The sequence below is a fragment of the Plantibacter sp. MCCC 1A11337 genome (assembly GCF_013349365.1).
Classification (GTDB): Bacteria; Actinomycetota; Actinomycetes; order Actinomycetales; family Microbacteriaceae; genus Plantibacter; species Plantibacter flavus_A.
Map to the genome: position 1 here is coordinate 268,724 of NZ_JABJWX010000005.1, position 26,713 is coordinate 295,436.

23 protein-coding genes are annotated in these 26,713 nt (G+C 70.5%); 9 read left to right on the forward strand and 14 right to left on the reverse strand.

The genetic code is table 11. From position 1 onward, the window contains the following. Positions 1-139 precede the first annotated feature (139 nt). Together HOW07_RS17815 and HOW07_RS17820 are read left to right on the forward strand one after the other, a co-directional pair. Positions 140-577: an Lrp/AsnC family transcriptional regulator gene (locus HOW07_RS17815; protein WP_064294884.1), complete on the forward strand. Its 438-nt coding sequence runs from the start codon at positions 140-142 to the stop codon at positions 575-577. An 89-nt stretch (positions 578-666) separates the two neighbouring features. Continuing rightward, positions 667-1,017: a GntR family transcriptional regulator gene (locus HOW07_RS17820; RefSeq protein ID WP_079003587.1), complete on the forward strand. Its 351-nt coding sequence runs from the start codon at positions 667-669 to the stop codon at positions 1,015-1,017. A 111-nt stretch (positions 1,018-1,128) separates the two neighbouring features. On the opposite strand, the gene HOW07_RS17825 is transcribed toward HOW07_RS17820, so the two are convergent. Beyond that, positions 1,129-4,890, reverse strand: a complete 3,762-nt coding sequence (locus tag HOW07_RS17825; RefSeq protein ID WP_175118062.1) for a bifunctional proline dehydrogenase/L-glutamate gamma-semialdehyde dehydrogenase — start codon at positions 4,888-4,890, stop codon at positions 1,129-1,131. A 257-nt stretch (positions 4,891-5,147) separates the two neighbouring features. Between HOW07_RS17825 and HOW07_RS17830 the strand changes: the two genes are divergently transcribed. Continuing rightward, complete coding sequence (locus tag HOW07_RS17830; RefSeq protein ID WP_175118064.1) at positions 5,148-6,932, forward strand: NAD(P)/FAD-dependent oxidoreductase; 1,785 nt, start codon at positions 5,148-5,150, stop codon at positions 6,930-6,932. A 29-nt stretch (positions 6,933-6,961) separates the two neighbouring features. Here HOW07_RS17830 and HOW07_RS17835 read toward each other — a convergent pair whose 3' ends face one another. The 8 genes from HOW07_RS17835 to HOW07_RS17870 form a co-directional block, all read right to left on the reverse strand. Next, complete coding sequence (locus HOW07_RS17835) at positions 6,962-7,957, reverse strand: DNA-3-methyladenine glycosylase (RefSeq protein ID WP_254628464.1); 996 nt, start codon at positions 7,955-7,957, stop codon at positions 6,962-6,964. Between the two features lie 91 nt (positions 7,958-8,048). After that, entirely contained in the window at positions 8,049-9,998 is a 1,950-nt protein-coding gene (locus HOW07_RS17840; RefSeq protein WP_175118065.1) for a hypothetical protein, read from the reverse strand. 139 nt (positions 9,999-10,137) lie between these two features. After that, entirely contained in the window at positions 10,138-10,689 is a 552-nt protein-coding gene (locus HOW07_RS17845; RefSeq protein ID WP_175118066.1) for a thioesterase family protein, read from the reverse strand. A gap of 126 nt (positions 10,690-10,815) precedes the next feature. After that, entirely contained in the window at positions 10,816-11,247 is a 432-nt protein-coding gene (locus HOW07_RS17850; RefSeq protein ID WP_175118068.1) for a hypothetical protein, read from the reverse strand. A gap of 84 nt (positions 11,248-11,331) precedes the next feature. After that, positions 11,332-13,158 carry a hypothetical protein gene (locus HOW07_RS17855; RefSeq protein ID WP_175118069.1) on the reverse strand — a complete coding sequence of 609 codons (1,827 nt, stop codon included), beginning with the start codon at positions 13,156-13,158 and terminating at the stop codon, positions 11,332-11,334. Positions 13,159-13,227: 69 nt separating this feature from the next. After that, positions 13,228-14,352, reverse strand: coding sequence for a bifunctional 2-methylcitrate synthase/citrate synthase (locus tag HOW07_RS17860; RefSeq protein WP_175118071.1), 1,125 nt, complete (start codon positions 14,350-14,352; stop codon positions 13,228-13,230). A gap of 124 nt (positions 14,353-14,476) precedes the next feature. After that, the gene (gene prpB / locus HOW07_RS17865) at positions 14,477-15,376 is read right to left on the reverse strand and encodes a methylisocitrate lyase (RefSeq protein WP_064294892.1); all 900 of its coding nucleotides are present in this window, start codon (positions 15,374-15,376) and stop codon (positions 14,477-14,479) included. Positions 15,377-15,407: 31 nt separating this feature from the next. After that, positions 15,408-16,931, reverse strand: a complete 1,524-nt coding sequence (locus tag HOW07_RS17870; RefSeq protein WP_354295995.1) for an MmgE/PrpD family protein — start codon at positions 16,929-16,931, stop codon at positions 15,408-15,410. Between the two features lie 270 nt (positions 16,932-17,201). On the opposite strand from HOW07_RS17870, the gene HOW07_RS17875 reads away from it, so the two are divergent. Beyond that, entirely contained in the window at positions 17,202-17,663 is a 462-nt protein-coding gene (locus HOW07_RS17875) for a hypothetical protein (RefSeq protein ID WP_175118074.1), read from the forward strand. Positions 17,664-17,748: 85 nt separating this feature from the next. On the opposite strand, the gene HOW07_RS17880 is transcribed toward HOW07_RS17875, so the two are convergent. The 5 genes from HOW07_RS17880 to HOW07_RS17900 all read right to left on the reverse strand — a co-directional run bounded on the left by HOW07_RS17880 (position 17,749) and on the right by HOW07_RS17900 (position 21,951). Then, the gene (locus HOW07_RS17880; RefSeq protein WP_079706375.1) at positions 17,749-18,081 is read right to left on the reverse strand and encodes a helix-turn-helix domain-containing protein; all 333 of its coding nucleotides are present in this window, start codon (positions 18,079-18,081) and stop codon (positions 17,749-17,751) included. A 180-nt stretch (positions 18,082-18,261) separates the two neighbouring features. Then, a complete protein-coding gene (locus HOW07_RS17885) occupies positions 18,262-19,086 on the reverse strand; it encodes an NAD(P)-dependent oxidoreductase (RefSeq protein WP_175118078.1) in 825 nt (274 codons plus the stop codon). Beyond that, positions 19,083-19,907, reverse strand: a complete 825-nt coding sequence (locus HOW07_RS17890) for an enoyl-CoA hydratase/isomerase family protein (RefSeq protein ID WP_175118080.1) — start codon at positions 19,905-19,907, stop codon at positions 19,083-19,085. The genes HOW07_RS17885 and HOW07_RS17890 overlap by 4 nt, the downstream gene beginning before the upstream one ends. Before the next feature lie 49 nt (positions 19,908-19,956). Beyond that, positions 19,957-20,736 carry a 3-hydroxyacyl-CoA dehydrogenase gene (locus HOW07_RS17895; protein WP_071260445.1) on the reverse strand — a complete coding sequence of 260 codons (780 nt, stop codon included), beginning with the start codon at positions 20,734-20,736 and terminating at the stop codon, positions 19,957-19,959. A 33-nt stretch (positions 20,737-20,769) separates the two neighbouring features. Beyond that, positions 20,770-21,951 (reverse strand): thiolase family protein, encoded by a 1,182-nt coding sequence (locus HOW07_RS17900; protein ID WP_175118082.1) that lies wholly within the window; start codon positions 21,949-21,951, stop codon positions 20,770-20,772. 150 nt (positions 21,952-22,101) lie between these two features. On the opposite strand from HOW07_RS17900, the gene HOW07_RS17905 reads away from it, so the two are divergent. From HOW07_RS17905 to HOW07_RS17925, 5 genes are all read left to right on the forward strand, one after another. After that, positions 22,102-23,085, forward strand: coding sequence for a rhodanese-related sulfurtransferase (locus tag HOW07_RS17905; protein WP_175118085.1), 984 nt, complete (start codon positions 22,102-22,104; stop codon positions 23,083-23,085). Between the two features lie 12 nt (positions 23,086-23,097). Continuing rightward, a complete protein-coding gene (locus HOW07_RS17910) occupies positions 23,098-23,571 on the forward strand; it encodes an SRPBCC family protein (RefSeq protein WP_175118087.1) in 474 nt (157 codons plus the stop codon). A gap of 165 nt (positions 23,572-23,736) precedes the next feature. Next, positions 23,737-24,690, forward strand: a complete 954-nt coding sequence (locus tag HOW07_RS17915; RefSeq protein WP_064294901.1) for an L-lactate dehydrogenase — start codon at positions 23,737-23,739, stop codon at positions 24,688-24,690. Positions 24,691-24,904: 214 nt separating this feature from the next. Beyond that, the gene (locus HOW07_RS17920; RefSeq protein ID WP_175118089.1) at positions 24,905-25,810 is read left to right on the forward strand and encodes an ATP-binding cassette domain-containing protein; all 906 of its coding nucleotides are present in this window, start codon (positions 24,905-24,907) and stop codon (positions 25,808-25,810) included. Next, entirely contained in the window at positions 25,807-26,631 is an 825-nt protein-coding gene (locus HOW07_RS17925; RefSeq protein ID WP_121292119.1) for an ABC transporter permease subunit, read from the forward strand. The genes HOW07_RS17920 and HOW07_RS17925 overlap by 4 nt, the downstream gene beginning before the upstream one ends. Positions 26,632-26,713: the final 82 nt, after the last annotated feature.

The following is a 26,713-nucleotide window of genomic DNA, read 5'->3' on the forward strand; positions in this document are numbered from 1 at the left end:
TCGGCGGACGAGGTCCAGGGGCCCGGGGGCACGCCACGTTCATCATGGCACGCGATTCGCAGCGTTCTCACGGAGTTTGGCGCAGGAATGCTGCGAAGTGGCAGCTTTTCGCGCAATGATTGCGCTTACACTGAGTTTCATGGACAACCTCGACCGCGGCATCATCGACCTGCTCCGACAGAACTCACGCGCCGGCTACGGCGACATCGGCGCGGTCGTGGGCCTGTCGGCCTCAGCGGTGAAGCGACGCGTCGACCGCCTCGTCGCCGACGGGGTCATCCAGTCGTTCACGATCCAGGTCGACCCCACGGTCGACGGCATGCAGACAGAAGCCTACGTCGAACTCTTCTGCCGCGGCACCGTGTCCCCCAACGAGCTGCTGCGGATCCTGTCGGGCGTCCCGGAGGTCGTCGACGCCGGCACCGTCACCGGGAGCGCCGACGCCATCGTGCACATGCGGGCCCGGAACATCCCAGCCCTCGAGGACGCCTTGGAGAAGGTGCGGATCGCCCCCAACGTCGACCACACCCGCAGTGCGATCGTCCTCACCCGCCTCATCCACCGCCACATCGACTGACCCCTCCCCCGGCCCGCGAACGGTCACCAACGCACAGTGCGGCTCGTCCGAAGTCGCCATTCGTGACCGTTCGCGGGCAGGATGGGCGAATGGAGTGGACGATTCAGGCGGGGACCAGTGTGTTTGAGCAGCTGCGGACGCAGGTGATCGAGGCCGTCCGCGACGGGCGGTTGGCGACCGGCGCGAAGCTCCCGACGGTGCGCGGTCTGGCCGACGAGCTGGGGATCGCACCGAACACCGTCGCGAAGGCGTACCGGCTGCTCGAGACCGACGGGGTCATCGAGACCCGGGGACGCGCGGGGACCTTCGTGTCAGCGCACGGCGACGCGATCGACCGGCAAGCGCAGCTGGCGGCGGCTGCGTACGCGGACCGCATCCGGGACCTCGGCGTCTCGCCGGAGGACGCCGTGGCGCTCGTGGAGGCCGCGCTCCGCGCCTGACGGCGGCTCGCCCTTCGACAAGCTCAGGGACCGGGGAACGGACTCAGGGACCGGGGAACGGACTCAGGGTCAGGGTCAGGGTCAGGGTCAGGGTCAGGGTCAGGGTCAGGGTCAGATGACGCTCTGGGACCACGGATCGGGGTTGCCGAACCGATGCGCGGTGATCGAGATCGCCTGTTCACGCAGGAACGGCAGGAGCTCCACCCGTCCGGCCTGGGTGACCGGTCCACCCCAGATCGCGATCTCGGGATCGCCGCCGAGCACCTCAGCGAGTCGCTTCGCGAGCGGCTCAGGCTCGGAGGCCTCCGTTCCGGGTTCCGCCTCCGCAACCGTCTCGGGACGCGGACCGACGATCCGCACCCGGGTCGCGACCGGTGGCTCCTGGCCCAGCTCGCCCGTGTCGATCGACCCGCGTGCCGCCATCCGGGTCAGCCACTGCTCGTCGGTCTCGAGCGAAACCGGGATGCTGAGCTCCGACAGCCAGTCGCGCACCTCGCGCGGCAGCCGCCCACCGAGGCTGACGGTGAACCGCGACCGCGACCGCACCGCGGCGATGAGGACCCGCAGCGCGTCGCCCAGGTCGGCCCCCGACGCGACCCGCACCGCGACCGGAACCGGCCGGTAGCGCAGCAGGTTCCGTTCCACGCCGAGCTGCGAGACGTCCTTCACCTCGCCGAACTCGTTCCCCCACGCGATCGCATCACTGAGCGCCGACCGTCGCAGCACGTCGAAGGCTTCGTAGGTGAGCGACGGCTGGGCGGACTCGATGAGCTTCACGATGCGGGTGTCGAGCCCGCGGAGGTGCAGACTGCGGCTCGCCGATCCCGGATCAGGGCGCCACTCGCCGAGCCCGAACAGGTAGTTGGGGCCGCCGGCCTTCGTACCGGTCCCGACCGACGAACGCTTCCACCCGCCGAAGGGCTGGCGCTGCACGATCGCACCGGTGATGCCCCGGTTGACGTACAGGTTGCCCGCCTCGACGGTGTCGAGCCATTCCCCGAGATCGACCGGGTCGAGGGTGTGCAGGCCCGCGGTCAGTCCGTAGGGGGTCGCGTTCTGCAGGGCGATCGCCTCGGTGAGGTTCGCGGCCTGCATGACACCGAGGACCGGTCCGAAGTACTCGGTCAGGTGGAACGGCGAGCCCGGCTGGACACCGGTGCGGACCCCCGGCGACCAGAGGCGCTCGCTCGGCCGGCCGAAGTTGACCGAGGAGTCGTCGAGCAGCTTCGGCTCGACCAGCCACTTCTCGCCGAGGCGCAGCTCGGTCAGCCCGGCGAGGAGCTTCTCCCCCGCCGGCTCGACGATCGGCCCCATCTGCGTCCGCGCATCGGACGGCCAGCCGACCCGGAGCGAGCGGACGGCGTCCTCGAGCTGCCGCAGGAAGCGGTCGGATCGTGCCACTGAGCCGACGAGGATCACGAGCGACGCGGCCGAGCACTTCTGCCCGGCGTGCCCGAAGGCGCTCTTCACGATGTCGGCGACGGCGAGGTCGAGGTCGGCACTGGGCGTGACGATGATCGCGTTCTTCCCGCTCGTCTCCGCCAGCAGCGGCAGGTCGGCACGCCACCCACGGAACAGCTGCGCCGTCTCGAAGGAGCCGGTCAGGATCACCCGGTCGACGGCCGGGTGGGAGACGAGCCGACGACCGAGGTCACCCTCCGCCACGTCGGCGAGTACGAGGAGGTCGCGCGGCACCCCGGCGTCCCAGAGCGCCTCGACGACCACGGCCGCGCATCGCTTCGCCTGTGGAGCTGGCTTGATGATCACACCGCTGCCGGCGGCGAGGGCCGCGAGGACGCCTCCGGCCGGAATGGCGACGGGGAAGTTCCAGGGCGGCGTCACGACCGTGAGCGCGGAGGGGACGAAGCTCGCCCCGTGCACGCTCTCGAGCAGGGGCGCGTTGGCCGCGTAGTAGTGCGCGAAGTCGACGGCCTCGCTCACCTCGGGATCGGCCTCGGCGATCGTCTTGCCGGTCTCGCTCGCCATGACCTCGATGAGGTCCGCCCGACGGGAGGCGAGGACCCGAGCTGCAGCGTGCAGGACGGCGGCCCGTTCGGCGGCAGGGCGGGCTCCCCATCGCTCACCGGCGGTGCGGACCATCGTGATCGTGCGTTCGAGGACACGTGGGTCGTCGATGGCTGCGGCCGCGACCGCGGAGCCACCGAGGGTCGACTGCGGGACGCGCGCCAGGATCGACGCTCCCCACGCCCGGTTCGCCGCGAGCGACGGGTCGGTGTCTGCGGTGTTCTCGAAGCCCGGGGCGCCGTCGACGACACCACCACGCTCCGAACGGGAGAAGACCGCCGTCTCCACGTACGCGGAGGAGGGGTCGGCGTGGAAGCGGTCCTCGCCGCCGGTCGATCCGCGTTCCAGCCCGAGGACCTGCTGCGTGAGTCCGGCGTCGGGCGCCTGCGCAGGATCGCGGAAGCGGTCGTCCCCGTCGTTGTCGGACAGCGGTGCCTCCGGGGCCTCCGCGGCGCGGTCCTGCGTCCGGTTGGGGGTCGGCACCTGCCCGGCGGTCTCTCCGAGGGCGTCGACCGAGGCGAGGAACCGACGTCGCTCGCGTGCGAACAGGGTCGGCTTCTCGGCGAGCTCGAACACCGCCGACATGAAGTTCTCCTCGCTGGCGTTCTCCTCAAGACGGCGGACCAGGTAGGAGATCGCGACGTCGAACTCCTTCGGGTTCACGACGGGCGTGTACAGCAGCACCGCCCCGACGTCCCGCTTGATGGCATCGACCTGGCCGGTCGCCATCCCCAGCAGCATCTCGAAGTCCACCCGCTCACGTACACCGCGGTCGCCCGCGAGGAGCCACGCGTAGGCGATGTCGAAGAGGTTGTGTCCGGCGACCCCGACCCGCACGGCGTCCGTGTGCGCCGGCGTGAGCGCCCAGTCGAGCACGCGCTTGTAGTTGGTGTCGGTCTCGCGCTTCGATCCGGTCGTCGCGACCGGCCAGCCGTGGATCGCCGCGTCGACCCGCTCCATCGCGAGGTTCGCGCCCTTCACGAGCCGCACCTTGATGGGCGCGCCACCGGCGGCCACGCGCTGCTTCGACCAGGCGGTGAGCTGCATCATCGCCTCGAGGGCGTCGGGCAGGTAGGACTGGATGACGATGCCGGCCTGGTAGTGCAGCAGCTGCGGCTGGTCGAGGAGTCGGGTGAAGACCGCGATGGTGAGGTCGAGGTCGCGGTACTCCTCCATGTCGAGGTTGATGAAGGTGCCGGTCGCGAGCCCCTCCTCGTAGAGCGGCACGAGGCGACGGACGATGCGGTCGACGACCTGCTCGAACGACCACATGGACAGCTGACTGGCGATCGACGAGACCTTGATGGACACGTAGTCGACGTCGGGGCGTTGCAGGAGCTCGCGGGTGCCGGCGAGCCGTCTCGCCGCCTCGCCCTCGCCGAGGACGGCCTCCCCGAGGAGGTTCAAGTTGAGCCGTGAACCGTCGGCGCGCAGCTTCGCGATCGCGTTGCCGAGCTCACGGGGACGGCTGTCGACGATGAGGTGGCCGACCATTCCCCGGAGGACGCGTCGCGCGGCGGGGACGACGACCCAGGGCAGGACCGGACCGACCAGACCACCCGTGCGGACGGCGGCCTGCTCGTACCAGGGCAGGAACCGCGGCGTCCGACCCGCGAGGGCGGCGAGGGCGTTGCCGGCGACGAGCGGGTCCTCCGGGCGCATGACGCCGTCGACGAACCCGACGGTGAACTCGAGACCGTTGGGATCGCGCAGCACGCCGGCGAGCCGCTCGGCGGCGGGATCGGTCGGAGCTTCCGCCCCTTCGTCGACCCATTTCGACGCGAGGGCGATCGCACGATCCGCGAGTCCGACCGCTTCGGTGGGACCCTCGTTCGCAACGTTCGCCATGCTGCTCAGCCTATGCGCCGATCCGGTGATCCCAGCTGAGGCTCGCGAGTACACGCCTGGCGGCTGAGCACCCCGGCCGGTCACCGCCCTTCGACAGGCTCAGGGACCGGTGGGCGACGTCGCGGTGCGCCTCCCCCGGTCACTGAGCCCCCCCCACTCCCCCGGTCGTTGAGCACCCCCACCCCCGGTCACTGAGCACCCCCACCCCCCCCCGGTCACTGAGCCTGTCGAAGTGCGGCTGCGAATAGGGTGTGGTCATGCACTCCGTCGAGCAGTACGACGCCGTCATCGTCGGCGGCGGACCCAACGGCCTCACCGCCGCCGCCTACCTCGCACGCGCGGGCAAGCGCGTCCTGCTCCTCGAACGCCTCGACCATACGGGTGGAGCAGCCGTCTCGGAACGTCCGTTCCCCGGTGTGGACGCACGCCTGTCCCGGTACTCGTACCTCGTCAGCCTGCTTCCCCAGCAGATCATCGACGAGCTCGGGCTCGACGTCCGGCTCGTCCGGCGCCGCTTCTCCTCGTACACGCCGGACCCCGCGAACCCCGGCACGGGTCTCCTGATCGACAACCGTGACGACGACGCCACCGTCGCGTCGTTCGCATCCATCGGGCATCCGGAGGACGCCGCGGGCATCGCCGAACTGCACCGTCGGATCGGTCACCTGGCCTCGGTGCTCTGGCCGACGGTGCTCGAGCCGCTCCGCAGCCGTTCCGATGCGCGTGACGCGGCGATCGCCGCCGCCGCGGACCTCGGGGTGCCGGCCGCTGAGGTCGCGTCGATCTGGTCGGCGGTGTTCGACGAGCCGATAGGCCGTGCCATCGAGGACGCCGCGCGTTCCGACCTCGTCCGAGGTGTCGTCTTCACGGATGCGCTCATCGGCACCTTCGCCCGCGCCGACGACCCGACCTTGCAGCAGAACATCTGCTTCCTCTACCACCTGATCGGCGGCGGGACGGGCGACTGGGACGTCCCGGTCGGCGGCATGGGTGCGGTCACGGACGCACTGCGCCGAGCCGCCGAAGAGGCCGGTGCCGAGATCCGGACGCTCGCCGAGGTGACGTCCATCCAATCGGAGCACGGGCTCGTCGCGTATGTGGACCGCGCTGCGGAAGCGGAGCTCGAGGCGTCCGAACCGGCGGCGCAGGATCGGTTCCGGCCTCGCCCCGGGGTCGTCGTCCGCGGCGAGTGGATCCTGTCGGGCGCTGCCCCGGCGGTGCTGGAGCGCCTCCTCGACCCGGCGGCGGAGCAGCGGGCGGCCGCGACCTCGTACGCTGCGTGGTCGGCAGCGCGGGGGACGCCGGTGCAGTGGCGTGATGCCGACGCGATCCTCGGCACGGCGCCAGCGCCGGGGGACGGTGTCCCGCATCCCGAGGGCGCTCAGGTGAAGGTGAACCTGTTGCTGCGCAGGCTCCCCAAGCTCCTCGACCCGGCCGTCGATCCGGCGGCGGCGTTCGGCGGCACCTTCCACATCAACGAGGGCTGGGCCCAGCTGGAGCACGCGTACCTCGAGGCGGAGGCCGGCCGGATCCCCGACCCGCTGCCGTGCGAGATCTACTGCCACACCCTGAGCGACCCCAGCATCCTGTCGCCGGAGCTGCAGGCGTCCGGGGCGCAGACGCTCACCGTGTTCGGCCTCCATGTGCCGCATCGGCTCGCGGTCGCTGCGAACGCGGCCCCCGGCGGCCACGACGCCTTCCGCGACGCGCTGCAGGCCGCGGTGCTGCGATCGTTGGACTCGGTGATCGCGGAACCCATCGAGGACCTGCTGCTGCGCGACGCCGAGGGGCGGCCCTGCGTCGAGACGCGGACGACGCTCGACCTCGAGCGCTCCCTGGCGATGCCCGGCGGGAACATCTTCCACGGCCCGTTGTCGTGGCCGTTCCTGGAGGACGACGCCCCTCGGTCGACGGCGGCCGAGCGGTGGGGCGTCGCGACGGCGCACCCGCGCGTCCTGCTCTGCGGCGCCGGGGCCCGACGCGGTGGCGCGGTCAGCGGGCTCGGCGGGCACAACGCGGCGATGGCCGTCCTGGACGCCTGACCCGCACGCCGTGGAGCGCGCTACCGCGCTCAGTGGTGGCGGTGGTCCTGGATGGTGATCTTCGGGCCGCGACGCGGCTTGTGGATGCCGCTCCGGCCGATGAGCCGCAGCACCCGCTGCCGGTGACCAGCCCAGGGTGCGAGCAGCTCGAGCATGCCGTCGTCGTCCACGGGTGAGCCGGTGAGCGCCTGACCCACCGAGGCTGCGAGGTGGTAGTCGCCGACACTCACGGCGTCGGGGTCGCCGTGCGCTCGGAGCGTCACCTCGGCGGCCGTCCATGCGCCGATGCCCGGCAGGCTCTGGAGGCGCCGTGACGCGTCATCGGGGTGCTCGTCGATCGTCCGCTCGATCGCGGCGGCGAGTCGCGACGACCGCACGACCGTCTCCGACCGTTGCGGCCCGACACCCGCTGTGTGCCACTCCCAGCTCGGAACCATCCGCCAGGTCTCGGCGGACGGCGCGACGACCATGCCCTCGGGTGCCGGCCCCGGCGCCGGGTCACCGTGTCGCCGCACGAGCAGGCGCCACGCACGCCACGCTTCGAGTGCGGTCACCTTCTGCTCGAGGATCGACGGCACGAGCATCTCGAACACGAGCCGGTTGCGGCTCAACCGCAACCCCGGGTTCCGTCGGGACACCTCGGTGAGGAGCGGGCTCCGGCTCACGTCGAGCTCCGACCAGTCGTCGTCGCGCCCCAGCAGCTCAGGCACGCCGGCGATCATCCACTCGGCTCCCGGACCCCAGGCGGTCGCCTCGACCCTGCCGTCGCGGACCGTCGAGACGTACAGCGTCGCGCCACCGTGCGGTGTCCGCGCTGTCAGCCAGACCCCGCCAGGCGTACGGCGGTAGCAGGGTCCGTCGCCTCCCCGGGCGATCAGCCGCAGGGTGCCATGGACGTCGAGAGGACCGCTGGGGCGGTACACCGTCCGCATCGGCTCCGCCTCGCGCGACACCGATCCGGTCGGCTGCAGCGCGGCCTCGACGGAGGACAGTAGTGGAGCGGCGAACGATGCAGAGGCGGACATGGTGGTCACCCTACGTGGTGACCACCGACATCCGGCGACGCCGACGGCGGCTGAGGATCGTGAGGATGCCTCACCAGCCGCCGACGATCCGCTATCGCACCAGGCGGAAGTCATATCCCACCTGATCGACGAACGTGCCGTTCACTCGCTGCTCGACCCGTCCTCCCTGATAGCGACCGGGGAGGTAATCCCGGCCCCACTGGATGGTCCACGCACCTGAGGAGTCGGCCTTCGTCGTCCCGAGTCGTGTGCCCCACAGGCCGATGATCTCGATCTCGGCGAGCGGTGTCGCCGTCCCGGTGAACACCGGCCGAGTGCCGGTGAGCGTGTCGCCGATCTTCGGCGACGTCACCTTCAGCTCCGACGCGATCGTGAAGTCGTACACCGAGCGATGCGTCTCGACGTCGCCGACGATCTGCCTGACCCAGCCACCCCGGTACCGAGCGGGAAGGAGCGACTTGTTCCACATGATCGACCAGTTCCCGCTCGCCGCGACGACTTCGGTCTTCCCGACGAGATCGCCCCACGCGCTCCAGATCTCGAGTCGCGCACCGGGCTGAGCCTTCCCGCTGAACACGGGTACGGACGACGAGACCAAGCCACCGACGCTCGGCGTCTCGACGACGAGCGGAGCGATGGTGGCGCCGGCACTCACGGTGAAGTCGTACGGCACCCGCGACTGTTCGGTCCCGCCGATCTCCTGGCGCACCGTTCCGCCGCGGTAGCGACCCGGGCTCAGCGTCTTGTTCAACGTCGCCGTCCAGACGTGGTCGTCGCCCACTCTCGCGGAACCGATCTCCGTGTTCCATGCACCGATCACCCGGATGGTCGCTCCGGGCTCGCCACGGCCGGTGAACACGGGCACCGGCGTTTCGACGACCTCACCGAGGGCGGGCGAGCGCAGGGTCACGTCCTCGACCGGGCCGGGCTCAGGGGTCGGGTCGGTGTAGGTGAAGCGGAGTGGCGCGGTCGTGCGCTGCCCGTCGAACACCTGTGTCGCGGTCGCGGTGTAGGCGCGTTGTTCGAGCGTCCGCAACGATTGCTGGTTCCACGCGCCGGTGTCGTCCACCTCGACGTCGACCAGCGTCACGCCGGTGCGATCGTCGACGACGGTCACCTGACCGCCGGGCTCGCCGAGGCCGGAGAACTGCGGACGGGGGACGTCGACCGTGGCGTCGAGCGCGGGTGTCTGCACGACCACGGGGGCCACCACGAGGTACGTCAGCGACCAGTTCGCCGTCGACTGGTCGGACTGCTGATGAAGCGTGCCGGACTGGGCTCCGGGTGCGAGGTCGCGCGACGGGACGGCCGTCCATGAGCCGTCCGGGGCGACGGTCGCCGCGGCGAGCAGCGCCCCCGCCGAGTCGAGGACCTGGATGTCGGACTCGGGCGTGCCCCGGCCGCTGAACGCGGGTCGAGGCTCCCTGACGACGGAACCTGGCGCAGGCGACTCGAGTGTGACCGGTTCTCCGGCCGGGACCGGATCGACGCCCTCGGGCAGCACGCGGTCGGCATCGGCGGCGACCCCGTACCCTCCGACGGCCAGACGACCGTCGAACTGGCGCAGGAACCCACCGGATCCGCCGTTGGAGACGAGACCGTACCCGCCGACCCGGCCGTTCTCGAAGGACTCCCAGGCCCACTGCTGCGCGGTGGATCCGTTGCAGGCGGCGGGGTAGACGTACTTGTACGGCTGCGACGGGTCGGGCTGGAGGCAGCGGGTGACGCCTCCGGCCGCGGTCGTCACCGGTCCGGACGCGTCCGCCGAGGGGAACGTCCAGCGCTCCGAAGCGGCCAGCGCGTCCTGCAGGGTGGCGTGCGTCGTCGCCCTGACCGGATTCAGCACATCGGTCGAGGCGCCGACCGCGAAGAACGAGCCCGAGCCCGTGGGGAACGTCTGACCGATGAATCGGCCTTGGACGACAGCTGCGCTGGGCAGGGCGTCTGCCGACGGATCGGCGTCGGTCGCGGCTGGACCGCCGAGCAGGGTCGCCGTGATGCCGACCAGGTTCAGGAGGGAGACGGGGATGAGGAGCTTCATTGGAGCGAGGCGACCTTTCGCAAGGGCGCGGACGGGAGGATGAGGATCCACCCGGACGCACCGGTGAGGGTTCGAAGACGAACCCGGTCAGCCTACAAGTATTCCAGTTGCTTAATCCAGTATGTCGACCGACTCGGAGTCACCAGTCACTGGGGGCCGGCGCCTTCGTGGGCGGGAGCGCGACGTCGCGGGCCCACTGCGCCTGCCACGCCGGGAGGTCGGTCGGGGCGGGGCCGGTGAGCTCGAGGAGCTCTGCGAGCGGGACCACGCCGCCCGACCGTTTCAGGAAGCGCCCTCGGACGATGGCCTGCGTGTAGATCTCGCCGCCGACGACGACGCGGTGTTCGATGAAGACGCCCTTGTCGTCGTAGCCCGTCACGCGGGTCTCGACGCTGAAGCGCTGCCAAGGCTGCAGCGACTTCCGGAAGGTGATGCTCTCACTCGACACCACGGGGTACCAGCCCAGGTGCTTGAAGCGATCCCACAGTCCGTTCCGGATCAGCAGGTCGAGTCGGCCGAGATCGAAGATCGACAGGTACACGCCGTTGTTCATGTGCCCGAGCACGTCGAGGTCGGTCGGGAGCACGCGGAGCCGGATCCGACCGACGTCCCAGACACCCGGGCGTTCACCACGACGGGCTCGACGGCGGGACTGCAGCAGCACGGCGATGGTGCGGAAGATGAGGTGCACGGATGCGACCGTATCCCGCCGGCACGACGTCTCGCACCACGGTTGTCCTGACTCGACAACACCAGGGTCCTGCGACGCCTGGCGACGTGTGGCGTCCGACACACCTGGGCCGGGACTCGCCGGCCGTCAGTCAGCGGCGACGATGTTGCCCTCCCCGCTGTCGGTGATGACCGGCGCCGACGAGGTCGCGACCTTGTTGCCGTTGGCTCCCTCGACGAACGCGACGTTGTCGACGGTCGAGACGTTCACGAGGGTGATGGAGCTGTCGAACGAGAGGTTCACGACGGCTCCCGTCACGGTCACGATGCTGTTGGAGGCCTCGACGACGACGTTCTCGCAGTCACCGTCGATGGTCACGTTCGAGCTGTCGTCGACGATGGTCGCCATGCCGTCGACGCACTCGCCGGTGACGTCGGGGATCGTGTACTCGGAATCGGTGGTGGGTTCGGCGGCAGCCGTCGGTGATGCGCTCGACATCGACGACGCGTCCGCGTCGGTGCATCCGGCGAGGGCGACGATGGTGAGGCCCGCGGCGGCGAGGAGGGTGAGGTGCTTCAAGATGGATCTTCCTTCGGGGACTCGGTGGAGGGAGGGAGGAGCCACCGGCCCGGTGCAGTGACACCGGGCCGGCGGCCAGGTGGGTCAGCGGGCGAGGGTGAAGTCGTATCCGGTCGAGCTGATGACCTTCCCGCCCACCGTCTCGGTCACGGTGCCGCCGAAGTAGCGCGCCGGCTGATAGTCGCGCGGCCAGGTGATGGTCCACTCACCGGTGCGCTCGTCGGCGATCGCGGAGCCGAGGTCGGTGCTCCACGCGCCCGTGATCCGCACCCGCGCCCCGGGGTTCGCCGTACCGGTGAAGACTGGACGAGTTCCCGTGATCGTGTCGCCGAACGTCGGCGACGTCACGACGAGCTGCGGCTGCACCAGGGTGAAGTCGTAGACGAAGGTGTGCGTCGCGACACCGCTCACGAACTGCTTCACGGTTCCTCCGACATACCGGCTCGGGAGGAGACTCTTGTTCCACGTGATCGACCAAGCACCGCTCGCGTCCACGCGCTCCACTGAGCCGAGGACACGCCCCCACGCACCACGGATCTCGATCCGCGACCCCGGCTCACCGGTCCCTCGGAAGACGGGGGTCGTCTCAGTGATCGTCTCGCCGCGCTTCGGCGATTGGACCACCAGTGGGGCGATCGGCTCGTCCGGTGCCCTGACGATGTTCGCTGCGAAGTCGGCGATCGTGATGCGGGAAGAACCGTAGGTGACCTTGCCACCGGTGGCCTCGCCGATCGGAGCCTCGTCATTCGCCCGCAGGGTGAACCTCAGCGTGTTCGTGCCGACCGGCAGGGTGCCTCCGATGCCCAACGCGTCGAGCGTGAAGGCCGGATGGTCGACCGCGGTGATCCGCGTGTTCGCCGGCTGGTAGACGTCGATGCGCTGACCACCGGCATCGGCGTTGAACGTCGCCTCCACCTCCACGGACTGACCGGGGGTGAGCGTCGGTGTGGGGATCGAGGCGCCGGGCGCGAGCGGCGACGGGACCGTGAAGTCGAAACGCACCTGGACATCCGAACCGGTCCCACTCTGGGTCGCGGTGCCCGTGTAGCGGCCGGGCTCGAGCTGGATCGACGGAACCGACCAGGACGTCGAGTCCAGGGGGACACTGGTGCTCGCGAGCAGAGCCTGCGCGTCGGTGCGGATCGAGATGGACGATCCGGGCTGCCCGATACCGCTGAACGTGGGGGACGGCGTGTCCACCGTGGCGCCGATCGCCGGCGTACGCAGTTCGAACGGCTCGATCGGGGCCAGCTGCGACTCCACGACGACGTCGGTGAGCGCGTCCATCGTGAGCTCGACGAAGGTGTCGGTGTCGGTCCCACCCAGGGAGTACCGACTCGACACCGGGTACAGCGCGTAGCCGGCGACCCACGTGTTCGAGACGTAGCGCCACTCGAAGTCCTGCGACGGGGAACCGGTGCACGTCCGGGCTGCGACGAACGCCCGGGAGCCGTCGCCGGCGGGCGTCAGGCAGAGCGTCGAGGAGGTTCCCACGCCGGCGATCGGCCCGGCCGCACCGACGGCGGGGAGGGAATACGTTCCCGCGAGCGACGCCGCTCCGCCCACCGAGGACGAGTACAGCCGCTGGACGTTCCGACCCGACTCCGGCGCGGAGAGCCCGACGTACGCCGAGGATCCACTGGACCGGTTCTGCAGGACGAGCTTGCCGATCACCCTCGAGGTGCCTGCCGAAGGGGCCACGGCGTCCGGCGCACCGGGGACGTCCCCGGTGCCGAACGCGTCACGGGGTCCGTCGTCGTGCTCCTGGGGGTCGGCGATGGAACCGACAGGCGGAGCGGCGGACGCCGGGACCGGGGCTCCCACCGCGGTGAGCAGGATGGTCGCAGCGGCTAGGGCCGAAAGCGTGGATCGCAGGAGCAAGGAGCGCGGAGGACGAATCAGAGCAGTCACGAGGACCGAGGCTACTCATCTGGAATATCGCCGTGGGGGCTGCCGCCGAATCTGTGGAGAACTCGTCCCTCAGTCGGTCGGCACGTGCCGCTCGTCGGGCCCGACGTACTCGGACAGCGGACGGATGAGCGCGTTCGACGCGAGCTGCTCGGCGATGTGCGCCGTCCACCCGACGATCCGAGCGGCGACGAACAGCGGCGTGAACGTGGCCGTGTCGAACCCGATCAGGTTGTACGCCGGGCCCGAGGGGTAGTCGAGGTTCGGTTTGATGTTCTTCCGCGCGACCATGTCCGCTTCGAGCGTCGTGTACAGCTCGAGGATCTCGGGCTTGCCGTAGTGCTCGGCGAGCCGCTCGAGCGCCTTGAGCATCGTCGGCACGCGCGAGTCGCCGTTCTTGTAGACCCGATGTCCGAAGCCCATGATCTTGCGCTTCTCGGCGAGCGCCGCGTCGAGCCAGGCGCTGGCCTGGTCAGCCGTCCCGATCTCGTCGAAGACGTGCATGACGGCCTCGTTCGCCCCACCGTGCAGGGCGCCCTTGAGCGCGCCGATCGCTCCGGTGACCGCCGAGTACAGGTCGCTGAGGGTCGAGGTGATGACCCTGGCGGTGAACGTCGAAGCGTTGAAGGAGTGCTCCGCGTAGAGGATCATCGAGACGTCGAACGCCTCGACGACGACCGGATCGGCCTCTTCGCCGAAGGTCATGAAGAGGAAGTTGGCGCTGTAGCCGAGGTCGTCGCGCGGCGGGACGAGCTCGAGGCCGTGGCGGCGGCGCTGGTCGTAGGCGACGATCGCGGGCAGCTTCGCGTACAGGCTCGCGGCCTTCACCGCGTTGGCCTCGGGGGTGTTCGTCTCGGCGGTCGGATCGTTCGCACCGATCACGCTGACCGCCGTCCGGAGGGCGTCCATCGGGTGGCTCGTCGTCGGGAGGAGGTCGATGGCCGCCTTGACGTTGTCGTCGAGAGCGCGCTGGCCCCGCTCCGACGACGTGAACTCCGCGAGTTCGGCCCCCGTGGGCAGTTCACCGTTCCAGAGCAGGTACGCGACCTGCTCGAAGCTGCAGTGCTCGGCGAGCTCCTGGACCGGATACCCGCGGTAGAGCAGCGAGTTCGTCTCCGGGTTCACCTTCGAGACGCTCGTCACGTCGACGACGACGCCGGCGAGACCCTTCTTGATGTCGCTGGTCGCTTCGGTCATGCGTTGCTCCTTTGCGTACTGCCTGCGCGCGTCCTGCGCGCGTCGGTCGAGCTTGGCACCCGGCTCGCCCCTCGACAAGCTCGGGGAGCGGAGACCCAGGTGGTGTTCACCGGTGAGGGGACGCCTACCGGTCGATGGTGAAGTTGAAGACCGAGGTGTCGAAGCGGTTGTAGCCCTCGTAGTCGATCAGTTCGTAGAGGTCGGCACGGTGCTGCATCTCGCCGAGCTTGCTCGTGAGCGAGCCCTCGTCGTTCAGCGTGTCGAGCGCGCGACCCGCGGCGCCCATCGCGATGCGGAGGAGCGACACCGGCCAGATGACGAGGTTCACGCCCACATCGGCGAGCTGCTGACTCGTGAACAGCTCGCTCTTGCCGAACTCCGTCATGTTGGCGAGGATCGGCACGTCGACCGCGTCGCGGACGGCGGCGAACTCCTCGAGCGACCGCATCGCCTCGGGGAAGATCGCGTCGGCTCCGGCGTCGACGAGCTGCTTGGCCCGGTCGATCGCGGCGTCGAGCCCGTCGACGGCGGCGATGTCGGTGCGCGCCATGATGAGCAGGTTCGCATCGCGCCGGGCGTCGACGGCGGCACGGATCCGGCCGAGTGCGGTGGAGGTGTCGACGACCTGCTTGCCGTCGAGGTGGCCGCAGCGCTTCGGGTTGACCTGGTCTTCGATGTGGAGCCCGGCGAGCCCGGCGTCCTCGATCTCCTGGACGGTGCGCGCGACGTTCATCGGCTCCCCGAAGCCGGTGTCGGCGTCGACGATCGCGGGCAGCTCGGTCATCCGGGCGATCTGCTTGGCGCGACCGGCGACCTCGGTGAGGGTCGTCAGTCCGATGTCGGGCAGCCCGAGGTCGGCGGAGAGCACCGCGCCGGAGATGTAGACGCCGTCGAAGCCCTTCTGCTCGATGAGCCTCGCCGAGAGCGGGTTGAACGCGCCCGGGAAGCGCAGCAGCTCACCGGTGGCGAGTCGCTCCCGGAACAGCCGGCGCTTCTCTGCCGGCGTGGTCTCGCTGTACAGCATCAGCACGGTCCCTTCTGGAGGTCGGCCGGCATCAGAACAGGCCGGCCGGGTGGGGTGCCGAGGCGAGGACCCCGGAGGCGGCCTGGATGCTCAGCTGCTTGACCTCGTCGGCGTCGAGCTCCGGGAGGCGTTCGGCGAGCGCGAGGAAACGCTCGATCTCCTCCGCATCGAGGACGTCGGCGGCGAGCGTGCGGAACTTGTGGACGTAGTCGGCGCGTGCGAACGGCCGGGCTCCGAGCGGGTGGGCGTCGGCGACGGCGATCTCGTCGACGATGGTCGACCCGTCCGTGAGCGTGATCTCGATGCGCCCGCCGAACGCCTGTTCGGCCGGGTCGAGCGAGTGGTAGCGGCGCGTCCACTCAGCGTCCTCCGCCGTCGAGATCCGGTGCCACAGCTCGACGGTGTCGGCGCGGGTGGCACGTTCGGGACGGTAGGAGTCGACGTGGTGCCACGCGCCGTCCTGCAGCGCCACCGCGACGATGTAGGGGATGGAGTGGTCGAGCGTCTCGCGCGACGCCGTCGGGTCGTACTTCTGCGGGTCGTTCGCGCCGGAGCCGATGACGTAGTGCGTGTGGTGCGAGGTGTGGAGGACGATGCGGTCCACGGCTCCGGGCACGAGGACCTCCGGGTGCTCGTGGTGCAGCTTGCGGGCGAGGTCGATCCACGCCTGCGCCTGGTACTCCGCCGAGTGCTCCTTCGTGAAGGAGTCGAGGATCGCGAGCTTCGGCTCACCGGCGCCGGGCAACGGGACGTCGTAGGAGGCGTCGGGGCCGTCGAGCAGCCAGGCGACCACGCCGTCCTCGCCCTCGTAGATCGGTGACGGGCTGGTCTCGCCGCGCATCGCCCGGTCGACGGCCTCGACCGCCATCTTGCCGGCGAACGCGGGAGCGTGCGCCTTCCAGGTGGAGATCTCGCCCTTGCGCGACTGGCGGGTGGCCGTCGTGGTGTGGAGTGCCTGGCCGATCGCCTGGTGGATGGTGGCCTGGTCGAGGCCGAGCATCGTGCCGATGCCGGCGGCGGCGCTCGGGCCGAGGTGTGCGACGTGGTCGATCTTGTGCCGGTGCAGGCTGATCGCCTTCGCGAGGTCGATCTGGATCTCGTAGCCGGTCGCGATCCCGCGGACGAGGTCGGCGCCCGAGCAGCCGACGTGCTGGGCCACCGCGACGATGGGCGGGATGTTGTCGCCCGGGTGCGAGTACTCGGCGGCGAGGAAGGTGTCGTGGAAGTCGAGCTCGCGCACGGCGACGCCGTTGGCCCAGGCCGCCCATTCCGGGGAGACGCGGCGGGCGAGGTCGGGCCCGAACACCGTGGCACCGTCGCCGCCCGTGCTGACGGGGTGGCTGAGCGCCTGGGCGCGAGCCGAGGAGACGGGTCGGCGCGTGAGCGAGGCGGCTGCGACGGCGGCGTTGTCGATCACCCGGTTGATGATCATGTCGACGACCTCGGGCGTCACCTCCACCGGATCGGTCGCGACGCGGGCGAGCTGCCAGGCGAGCTGTCCTTCACGGGCGAGGTTCTCGTCGCTGCGATGGACGCGCAGGTGGTGCTGGATCACGGGTGTTCCTTTCGGGTGCGGCCCGTCCGAGTGTGCTGCGGGGCGTCGCATCCTCCAGCCTACGCCCGCGGGTCCGTCGCGCCGCAGCAGGAGAACCGCCCGGGAACAGGACATTTCGCGTGGAACGGTCCTGCTGTCGCACCGATCTCCTGGCACCGTGGAATACCAGCGTCGTTCTCCGCATCCACCCAGCCCGCGTACACCGCGCATACGGCGGCCGCGGCCAGAGTGACACGCATACCGCCCCCTGACGAACCGAAGGAGACGACCGTGCCGATGCACACCCTTGGGGCACCGCAGACCCCGCACCTGTTCGGCGACGTAGTCCGAGCCGAGGCGCTCCACTACACCGAACTGTTCGCGGAGAAGCCGTTCGTGCCGGCCCTGCTGCTGTACTGCTCGAACGGCGCGTACCGCATCCTGTCGCCGGGCGAGGACCACCCCGGCAGTTACGTCGCCGAGGGGCCGCTGTGCGCTGAGCGGGTGCGCGTGAACTTAATCTCGTGGCCGTCCGAGGACTGGAACCGGAACGTCGCCTTCCACGTGCTCGACTTCGACCGGACGACCGGAGGGTTCACCCAGCGGCTGCGGCTCCCGGGCGATCCCGAGCCGAAGCACCAGGCCGGCCGCCACACCGAGGTCACCGACCTCGGTGCCTGGGATGCGGACACGACGTGGGAGACGGCCGAGCCGCTCCTCAACGAGACCTTCGAGGCACTCGCCCGCGGCTGACGGAGGGAGCGGTGGGCCGAGCGAGCGACGGGCAGTCACCGGACGGGATGAAGCACCGTGTCCGGACGATCGCCGACGGTCGGCGTCAGGCGGCGAGCAGCTGCGGGTCGGCCGCGGGGCGCAGCGGGGTGATCGTCGCGTCGGCGAGCGCGTCCTCGGCGAGGGGCAGCTCGACGACGATCGGAGCCGCCGCGGTCTCGAAGCGGTCGGCGATGTCGAACATGAGCGCGTCGAGGCGGGTGCGGAGCGCGTCGGCGATGGTCACCACCACCTCGGAGGAGGCGTCCTTCCGGCCGCGTTCGATCTCCGACAGGTAGGGCGTCGAGACGGCTGCGGCGGTCGCGACGTCCTGCAGGGTGCGCCCCTGTTCGAGTCGACGCGTGCGCAGGGCCGCACCGAGGGCTTCGCGGTACAACATGGCGACTCCTTCCGGCTGCGGGCGCGGGCTCCGTGACCGCGTGCTCTCACTGTAGGCGCGGGTCGGCCAGGCTCGGGGAGCACGCGTTCTGCCGTCAGCGGACAGCATTGCCATTCGACAAGCTCAGGGACCGACACGCCCGCCCTTCGACAAACTCAGGGACCGATGCCGAGGGCACCGCTACAGGAAGATGTCGGGGTAGAGCTCCGACTCGTGGACGCCCGGTGAGTACTTCGCGAGGTCGGTGACCCCGGCCTCCGCGAGGACGTCCTCCACGATGAGCGACCGACCCGTGAGCTCACGCGCCGACGCCGTCAGGACCTCGTAGGCCGCGTCGGCGTAGATCTCCGGGGTGCGACTCTTCGCCAGGAGGGCCTCGCCGCCGAGGATGTTGCCGACCGCCGCCGTCTTGATCGTCGTCTTCGGCCAGAGCGTGTTCGCGGCGATGCCGTCGCGTCCGAACTCGGCCGCGAGACCGAGCGTCACCATCGACATGCCGTACTTCGCGAGTGTGTAGCCGGTGTGCGCGCCGAGCCACTTCGGGTCGAGGTTGAGCGGCGGTGACAGCGACAGGATGTGCGGGTTCTCCGCGTCCTTCAGCATGGGGATGGCCGCCCGCGACAGCATGAAGGTGCCACGCACGTTCACGTCCTGCATGAGGTCGTACCGCTTCGCGTCGAGATCGAGGGTCCGAGCGAGGCTGATGACGCTCGCGTTGTTGACGACGATGTCGATGCCGCCGAACTCACCGGCGGTTTCGAACACGGCCCGCGTGATGTCGTCGTCGTTCCGGACGTCGCCGAGGATTGGGAGCGCCTGCCCACCGGCCTCGCGGATCGCGTCCGCTGCGGTGTGGATCGTCCCCTCGAGGCGGGGATCGGGGGTGTCGGTCTTGGCGAGGATCGCGACGTTCGCACCGTCGCGGGCGGCACGCAGGGCGATCGCGAGGCCGATGCCGCGGCTGCCGCCCGACATGAGGATGGTCTTGCCGGCGAGGGTGGTCATGCGGTGGGCTCCTTCGGGGTGGTGGTGGCGGCGCGCTTCGCCGACGCGGCGGCGAACGCCGCGACGCGCGCGACCGACTCGGGTGTCTCGATCGCCGCACCGATCGTGCGGGCTTCGTCGTCGAGGGCGTCCTGGTAGCCGCGGCCGACGCTCTCGCGCAGCAGTCGCCTCGCCTGACCGAACGCGGCCGTGGCCCCGGTCAACCAGAACGCGGCCACCTCGCGGGCACGGGCGTCGAGTTGCTCGGCGGGGACCACCTCGGTCACGAGCCCCCAGTCGAGTGCTTCGTCCGCGCTCAGCATCCGCGGCCCGAGGGTGAGCTCGAGCGCCCGACGCATGCCGACCGCCTCGGGCAACAGGGTACTCACGCCGCAGTCGGGCGTGAGGCCGATGTCGGCGTACTTACTGACGAACTTCGCCCGGTCGGACGCGACGATCACGTCGGCGACGAGCATGAACCCCAGTCCGCCGCCGGCGACGGCACCCTGGACGGCGGCGACGATCGGCTTCGCGACCGATTGCAGCGTCCGATGGCCCTCGTGGATGATGTCGGCGAGCTCGGTGACGAAGGCGCCCGTCGATCCTGCGCTGCCGTCACCCATCCGCGACATCGCGAGGACGTCGCCGCCCGCGCAGAACGCGGGTCCGTTGGCGTCGAACAGGACCGCCCGGACGTCGTCGCGCTCCGCGATCTCGAGGGCGAGGTCGCGCCACCGTCTGGCCGCACGGTCGTCGATCGCGTTGAGGCTCGCGGGCCGGTTGAGCGTGAGGTGCGCGAGGCCGTCGCTCACCTCGAAGAGGATGGTGTCGTCGCTGGTCACGGAGTGGCTCCCTGGTCGGTGGATGGGTTCGTCGGCATCGGAGAGCCGGTCATTTCGGCGCCATCCGGATCGCGCCGTCGAGGCGGATCGTCTCACCGTTGAGGTAGCCGTTCTCGACGATGTGCAGCGCGAGGGCGGCGTACTCGTCGGGACGGCCGAGGCGGGCCGGGTACGGCACCTGGTGCCCGAGCGACTCCTGCGCCGCCTCGGGCAGTCCGGCGAGCATGGGCGTCTCCATGATGCCGGGTGCGATCGTCACGACCCGGATCCCGAAGCGCGCCAGCTCGCGGGCGATCGGCAACGTCATCGAGTGCACCGCCCCCTTGGACGCGGCGTAGGCGGGCTGGCCGATCTGTCCGTCGAAGGCTGCGACGGACGCGGTGTTGATGATGACGCCGCGGTCTCCGGCGCCGTCGACGGGATCGCCGTCCGGGTCGTTGTGCTGCATCGCGTCGGCGGTGAGCCGGATGACGTTGAAGGTGCCGAGGACGTTGACGCGCAGGACGCGTTCGAAGGCCCCGAGGTCCGCCGGGCCGTCGCGGCCGAGCACCTTCGCCGGTGGCGCGATGCCGGCACAGTTCACGACGACCCGCAGCGGTCCACGCGACACCGCCGCTTCGACCGCCGCCTGCACCTGCTCACCGTCGGTGACGTCGGCGGGCACGAAGGTCGCGAACCCGCCGAGTTCCTCGGCCCGCTCTGCCCCGGGTGAGCCGGGGAGGTCGACGAGCACGACGCGCGCGCCGGCGCCGGCCAACCGCGTCGCGGTCGCGAATCCGAGTCCCGAGGCGCCGCCGGTGACGATCGCCGAGCTGCCGGTCACATCCATGTCGTGGTTCCCTTCACCTGGTGGGCGCGCCCGTCAGAGGCGCTCGATGATCGTCGCGTTGGCCATACCGCCGCCCTCGCACATCGTCTGCAGACCGTAGCGGCCGCCGGTCGCCTCGAGCTGGCCGAGGAGGGTGGCGAGGAGCTTCGTCCCGGAGGCGCCGAGCGGGTGCCCGAGGGCGATCGCCCCGCCACGCGGGTTGAGCCGGTCGTCGTCCACCCCGAACGCTCGTTGCCACGCGAGCGGGACGGAGGCGAACGCCTCGTTGACCTCGAACGCGTCGATGTCGTCGATGTCGAGCCCGCTGCGCTCCAGGATGCGGCGGGTCGCGGGGAGGATGCCGGTGAGCATCTCGATCGGGTCGCTCCCGACCGCGGCGAAGGAGACGAAGCGCGCACGCGGCGTCAGCCCCAGCTCGAGCGCCCGTACCTCGCTCATGATGAGCGCGGCGGAGGCGCCGTCGGTGAGCGGTGAGGCGTTCCCCGGCGTGACCCGCCAGGCGATCTCGGGGAAGCGCGCCGCGAGCCGCTCGTCGCGGAAGACGGCGGGGAGTCCGGCGAGCGCCTCGGGGGTCGTCCCGGCACGGACCGTCTCGTCGGTCGTGACGACGGAACCGTCGGGGAGGGTGACGGCGACGACCTCGCCGTCGAACCCGCCGGACGCCCAGGTCGCGGCGGCGCGCTCATGGGAGCGGGCGGCGAAGGCGTCGAGCTCGTCGCGGCTGAGGTTCCAGCGGGCGGCGATGAGTTCGGCGGAGACGCCCTGGCCGACGAGGCCATCGGGGAAGCGGGCTCGGAGGGCGGAGCCGAAGGGGTCTGCACCTTGCACGTTGGAGCCCATCGGCGCTCGACTCATCGATTCGACCCCGCAGGCGATGACGACGTCGTTGCCCGCCGACATGACGCTCTGTGCGGCGAAGGTGGTGGCCTGCTGGCTGGAGCCGCACTGCCGGTCGATGGTGGTGCCGGGCGTCTCCTGCGGGAGGCCTGCGGCGAGCGCCGCGTTCCGCGCGATGTTCTGCCCCTGCTCGCCGGACTGGGTGACGCAGCCGGCGTAGACGTCCTCGACGACCGCGGGATCGATGCCGGTCCGCTCCACGAGCGCGCGGATCGTGCCGGCGAGGAGGTCCGTCGGGTGCACGGCGTTCAACGCACCGCCCGGTTTGCCCCGGCCGGACGGCGTCCGGATCGCGTCGACGATCACTGCAGTGCGCATGGCCATCTCCTTCGAGGTCTGCGTCCACCCTAGGCCTGGCGCCTGCGCGGAAGGCAGCGGTTGTGGCCCTTCGACAAGCGAGGGGCCGGAACGTCCGTGTCCGCTGGACCGGCCCGACGATCCGCGGTCGGCGCCACGTACGATTGAGCGGTGGCCGACCCGAAGATCCTCCTCTACTACGCGTTCGCTCCCCTGGCGGACCCGGAGGCGATCCGGCTGTGGCAGCGCGACCTCTGCGAGTCACTCGGTCTCCGTGGTCGCATCCTCATCTCGAAGGACGGCATCAACGGCACCGTCGGCGGCGAACTCGACGCCTGCAAGCTCTACGTCCGGAAGACGAAGGAGCATCCAGCGTTCCGCGACCTCGATGTGAAGTGGAGCGACGGCTCCGGCTTCGACGAGGACGACCCCGTCCGCACGGCCAGGCACCGGCCCGCGCCCTGGCGTCGGAGTAGCGACTTCCCGAAGCTCAGCGTGAAGGTGCGCGAGGAGATCGTGTCCTTCGGCGCCCCCGGCGAGCTCGTGGTGGACGAGCACGGCGTCACCGGCGGCGGGGTGCACCTGCAGCCGACGGAACTGCATGAGCTCGTCGCGGAGCGCGGCGACGACGTCGTGTTCTTCGACGGCCGGAACGCGTTCGAGGCCGAGATCGGTCGGTTCGCCGGCGCGGTCGTCCCCGACGTCGCGACCACCCGGGACTTCGTCGCCGAGCTCGACAGCGGCAAGTACGACCACCTCAAGGACAAGCCGGTCGTCACCTACTGCACGGGCGGCATCCGCTGCGAGGTGCTCTCCGGACTCATGCGATCGCGAGGGTTCGGCGAGGTGTACCAGCTCGACGGCGGCATCGTCCGGTACGGCGAGCAGTTCGGCGACGACGGCCTGTGGGAGGGATCCCTGTACGTGTTCGACAAGCGTGGCTCGCTCGAGTTCAGCGATCACGCGGCCGTCATCGGGCACTGTGTCGTCTGCGACGCGTCGACCAAGCACCTGCAGAACTGCGCGGACCCCTCCTGCAAGACGCAGTTGGTCGTGTGCGAGGCGCACGCGGACGGGCCCGACGGCGGCCCGCGATGCGCCGTGCACGCAGGGTCCGACGCCTCCACCGATGCTCGCACCGACCAGCCCGCCTGATCCGCCACCGTCATGACCGCCCACTTCCGCCTCCGCACCGAGCTCGCCGGGACGATGCAGCAGGCCTTCGACCTCTCGCGGTCGATCGACGCCCACCTCGGCTCGATGGCGGACACCGGTGAACGGGCGGTCGGCGGCGTGACCTCCGGGCTGATCGGTCTCGGCGAGACCGTCACCTGGCGGGCGAGGCACTTCGGTGTGTCGTGGACGATGACGAGTCGGATCACCGCGTTCGAGGAACCCCACCGGTTCACCGACGAACAGGTGTCCGGTCCCTTCCGGACGTTCCGCCACGTCCACCTCTTCGAACCGCTCGAGCGACCGATGGGGACGGCGCGGACCATCATGCTCGACGACGTCACGTTCTCGGCGCCGTTCGGTCCGCTCGGCCTCGTGGCCGAACACGTCGCGCTCACCCGGCACCTGCGACGGCTCATCGAGTCGCGGAACCGGTGGTTGGCGGAGGCACTTCGACAGGCTCAGTGACCGAAAGGTGCGGCTCAGTGACCGCAGAGGGTGGCTCAGTGACCGGAGGGTGTGGCGGTCCGGTCCCTGAGCCTGTCGAAGGGCGGATACCTCGACATCGAGACAACCCGACACCCGTCGTGCCGCGCCCTGACCGCGCACATCCACCCCTGCCAAGATGGAGCCATGGGTGCTCGCACGAAGTCGAAACTGGCCATCATCGGGGCGGGGAGCGTCGGTTCGTCCCTCGCCTACGCCTCGCTCATCCGCGGCAGCGCCCGGCGGGTGGCGCTCTACGACATCGACGGCAAGCGCGCCTCGGCCGAGGTCCTCGACCTCGCCCACGGGACGCAGTTCACCGGGTCGAGCAGCATCACGGGCGGTGACGACATCTCGGTCGTGGCCGACGCGGACGTCGTCGTGATCACGGCCGGCGCGAAGCAGGAGCCCGGCCAGACCCGACTCGACCTCGCTGGAACGAACATCCGAATCCTCGAGCAGCTGCTCCCGAAACTCGTCGAGCAGGCGCCGGACGCCGTCTACATGCTCGTCACGAACCCGTGCGACGTCCTCACCGTCGCCGCCCAGCAGATAACGGGGCTGCCGCGCGAACGCGTCTTCTCCTCCGGCACCGTCCTCGACACCTCCCGGCTGCGCTGGTTGCTCGCTGAGCACGCGGGTGTCGCGACCTCGGCGGTCCACGCACTCATCGTCGGCGAGCACGGCGACAGCGAACTGCCGCTGTGGTCGCAGGCGACCATCGGCCCCGTCCCGATCCTCGACTGGGAGCTGCCCGACGGATCGCGCTTCACGGAGCAGCAGCTCGACGAGATCGCGGTCGACGTCCGGACGGCCGCCTATCGCGTCATCGAGGGCAAGGGCGCGACGAACTACGCGATCGGGCTCTCCGGTGCACGCATCGTCGAGGCCATCCTCGGCGACGAGCACGCCATCCTGCCGGTGAGCACCGTGCTCGACGGGTACCACGGTGTCAGCGGGGTCGCCCTGTCGGTGCCGAGCATCGTCGACCGCTCGGGCGTGCGGTCGGTGGTCGAGGTCGCGATGTCGCCGCGCGAGGAACAGCAGTTCGCCGACTCGGCCGCCGCCGTCCGCGCGTCGCTCGACTCGCTCGGGCTGTAGCAGCCGACCTCGTCCTCGGCTCCGCCGTCCCTGTCTCAGGAAAGGTGCGGCGCGTCGCCCCGATGCGAGCCCGCCACGCCGGGCATCTCCTGAGACGGGGCCACAAGCGCCTGCACCGGGATCTCCCCCGAGCGGCCGATGCGCAACCGGTCTCGGCCCCGATAGCGTTGCGGGACGAGGCGCGGATCCGGCCGCGCCCCTGGGGAGGTACCGGATGACCGCTGGCGTGACGATCGAGTTCGACGGACTCTCGAAATCCTTCGGGGCGGTGCAGGCGGTCGACGACCTGACGTTCCACGTGGAACCGGGCAAGGTCACCGGTTTCCTCGGCCCGAACGGCGCCGGGAAGACCACGACCTTGCGTATGCTGCTCGGCCTCGTGCAACCGACGTCCGGGAGCGCGACGTTCGGCGGCGTCCCCTACGCCAAGCTGCCGGTGCCTGCCGCGACCGTCGGCGCGGCTCTCGAGGCGGCGAGCTTCGTCCCCGGCCGCACCGCCCGCAACCACCTGCGCGTGCACGCCTCGGCAGCGCGTCTGCCGGCGAACCGAGTGGACGTCGTGCTCGCGCAGGTCGGGCTGCTCGACGTCGCGGACCGACGCGTCGCCGGGTACTCACTCGGCATGCGCCAACGGCTCGGCCTCGCGACCGCGCTCCTCGGCGACCCCGGTGTGCTCGTCCTCGACGAGCCGATCAACGGGCTCGACCCCGAGGGGATCAAGTGGATCCGCGGCTTCCTCACCGCGCTCGCGGCCGAGGGTCGGACCGTCCTCATCAGCTCGCACCTGCTCAGCGAGGTGCAGCAGTCCGTCGACGAGGTCGTGATCATCGCGAAGGGGCGGCTCGCGCACGTGGGCACCCTCGCGAGCCTCGACGCCGCCGACACCCTCCGCGTCGTCGTGAACTCGCCGGAGCACGAGCGGCTCGCCACGGCGCTGACCGCCGCGGGGTACACCTTCGACCAGGCTCGCGCAGGGCTCGTCGTGCACGACGTGGAGGCGATCGACATCGGCCGGGTCGCGCTCGCCGCCGGCATTCCACTCAGTGCGTTGTCGCGGCATCGATCAGGGCTCGAGGATTCGTTCCTCGCGCTCGTCAGCGGTGGGGAGGACCACGCATGACCTCACTTCTGGCAGCCATCCGCTCCGAGTTCCTCAAGGTGTTCACCACCCGCGTGTGGTGGGGCCTCGCGCTCATCCTGTTCGTGTACGTCGGTTTCGCCGCGGCCGGGGCCGCACTCCTCTTCGCCAACATCCCGGGCGCGGCCGAGTCCAGCGGGGCCGGAGCGCAGGCGACGAGCGAGATGCTCACCCAACCCGGTCTCATCTACGGCTTCGCGACGAGCATCGGCTACGTCTTCCCCGTCCTGCTCGGTGCGCTCGCCACGACCGGCGAGTTCCGGCATCAGAGCCTGACGCCGACGTTCCTCGCCAACCCGAACCGCGGTCACGTCCTCGTCGGCAAGGTCCTGGCGCTGACCGGGGTCGGCGCACTGTACGGCGTGATCGCGCTTGTTGCGTCCGTCGGTCTCGGCGGCGGCGCCCTGGCGATCAGCGGCATTGATCCGATGCTGGCCGACTCCGACACCTGGGCGCTCATCGGCCGTGCGGTGCTCGCGATGGCCCTGTGGGGTGCGATCGGTGTCGGTCTCGGGGCGGTGCTGCCGAGCCAGGTGGGCGCGATCATCGTCGTGCTGGCCTTCACGCAGTTCGTCGAGCCGCTGCTGCGCCTCGCCTCCTCGTTCTCGGAGGTCACCGCGTCCATCGGCCGGTTCCTGCCGGGTGCTGCGACGGACGCCCTCGTCGGGCCGAGCTTCTACACGATGATGTCGGCGCAGCAGGACGCGCTGACCTGGTGGCAGGGCGGACTCGTCCTCCTCGGTATCGGGGTCGTCGTCGCGCTCATCGGCTACGCCACGACCTGGCGCCGCGACGTCACCTAGGCACGGCGCGCGATGACTCGCACCAGGCGGCCCCTCGGCGGGGAGGCGTAGGCTCGACGGACAGCCACCGACCGGTCACCGC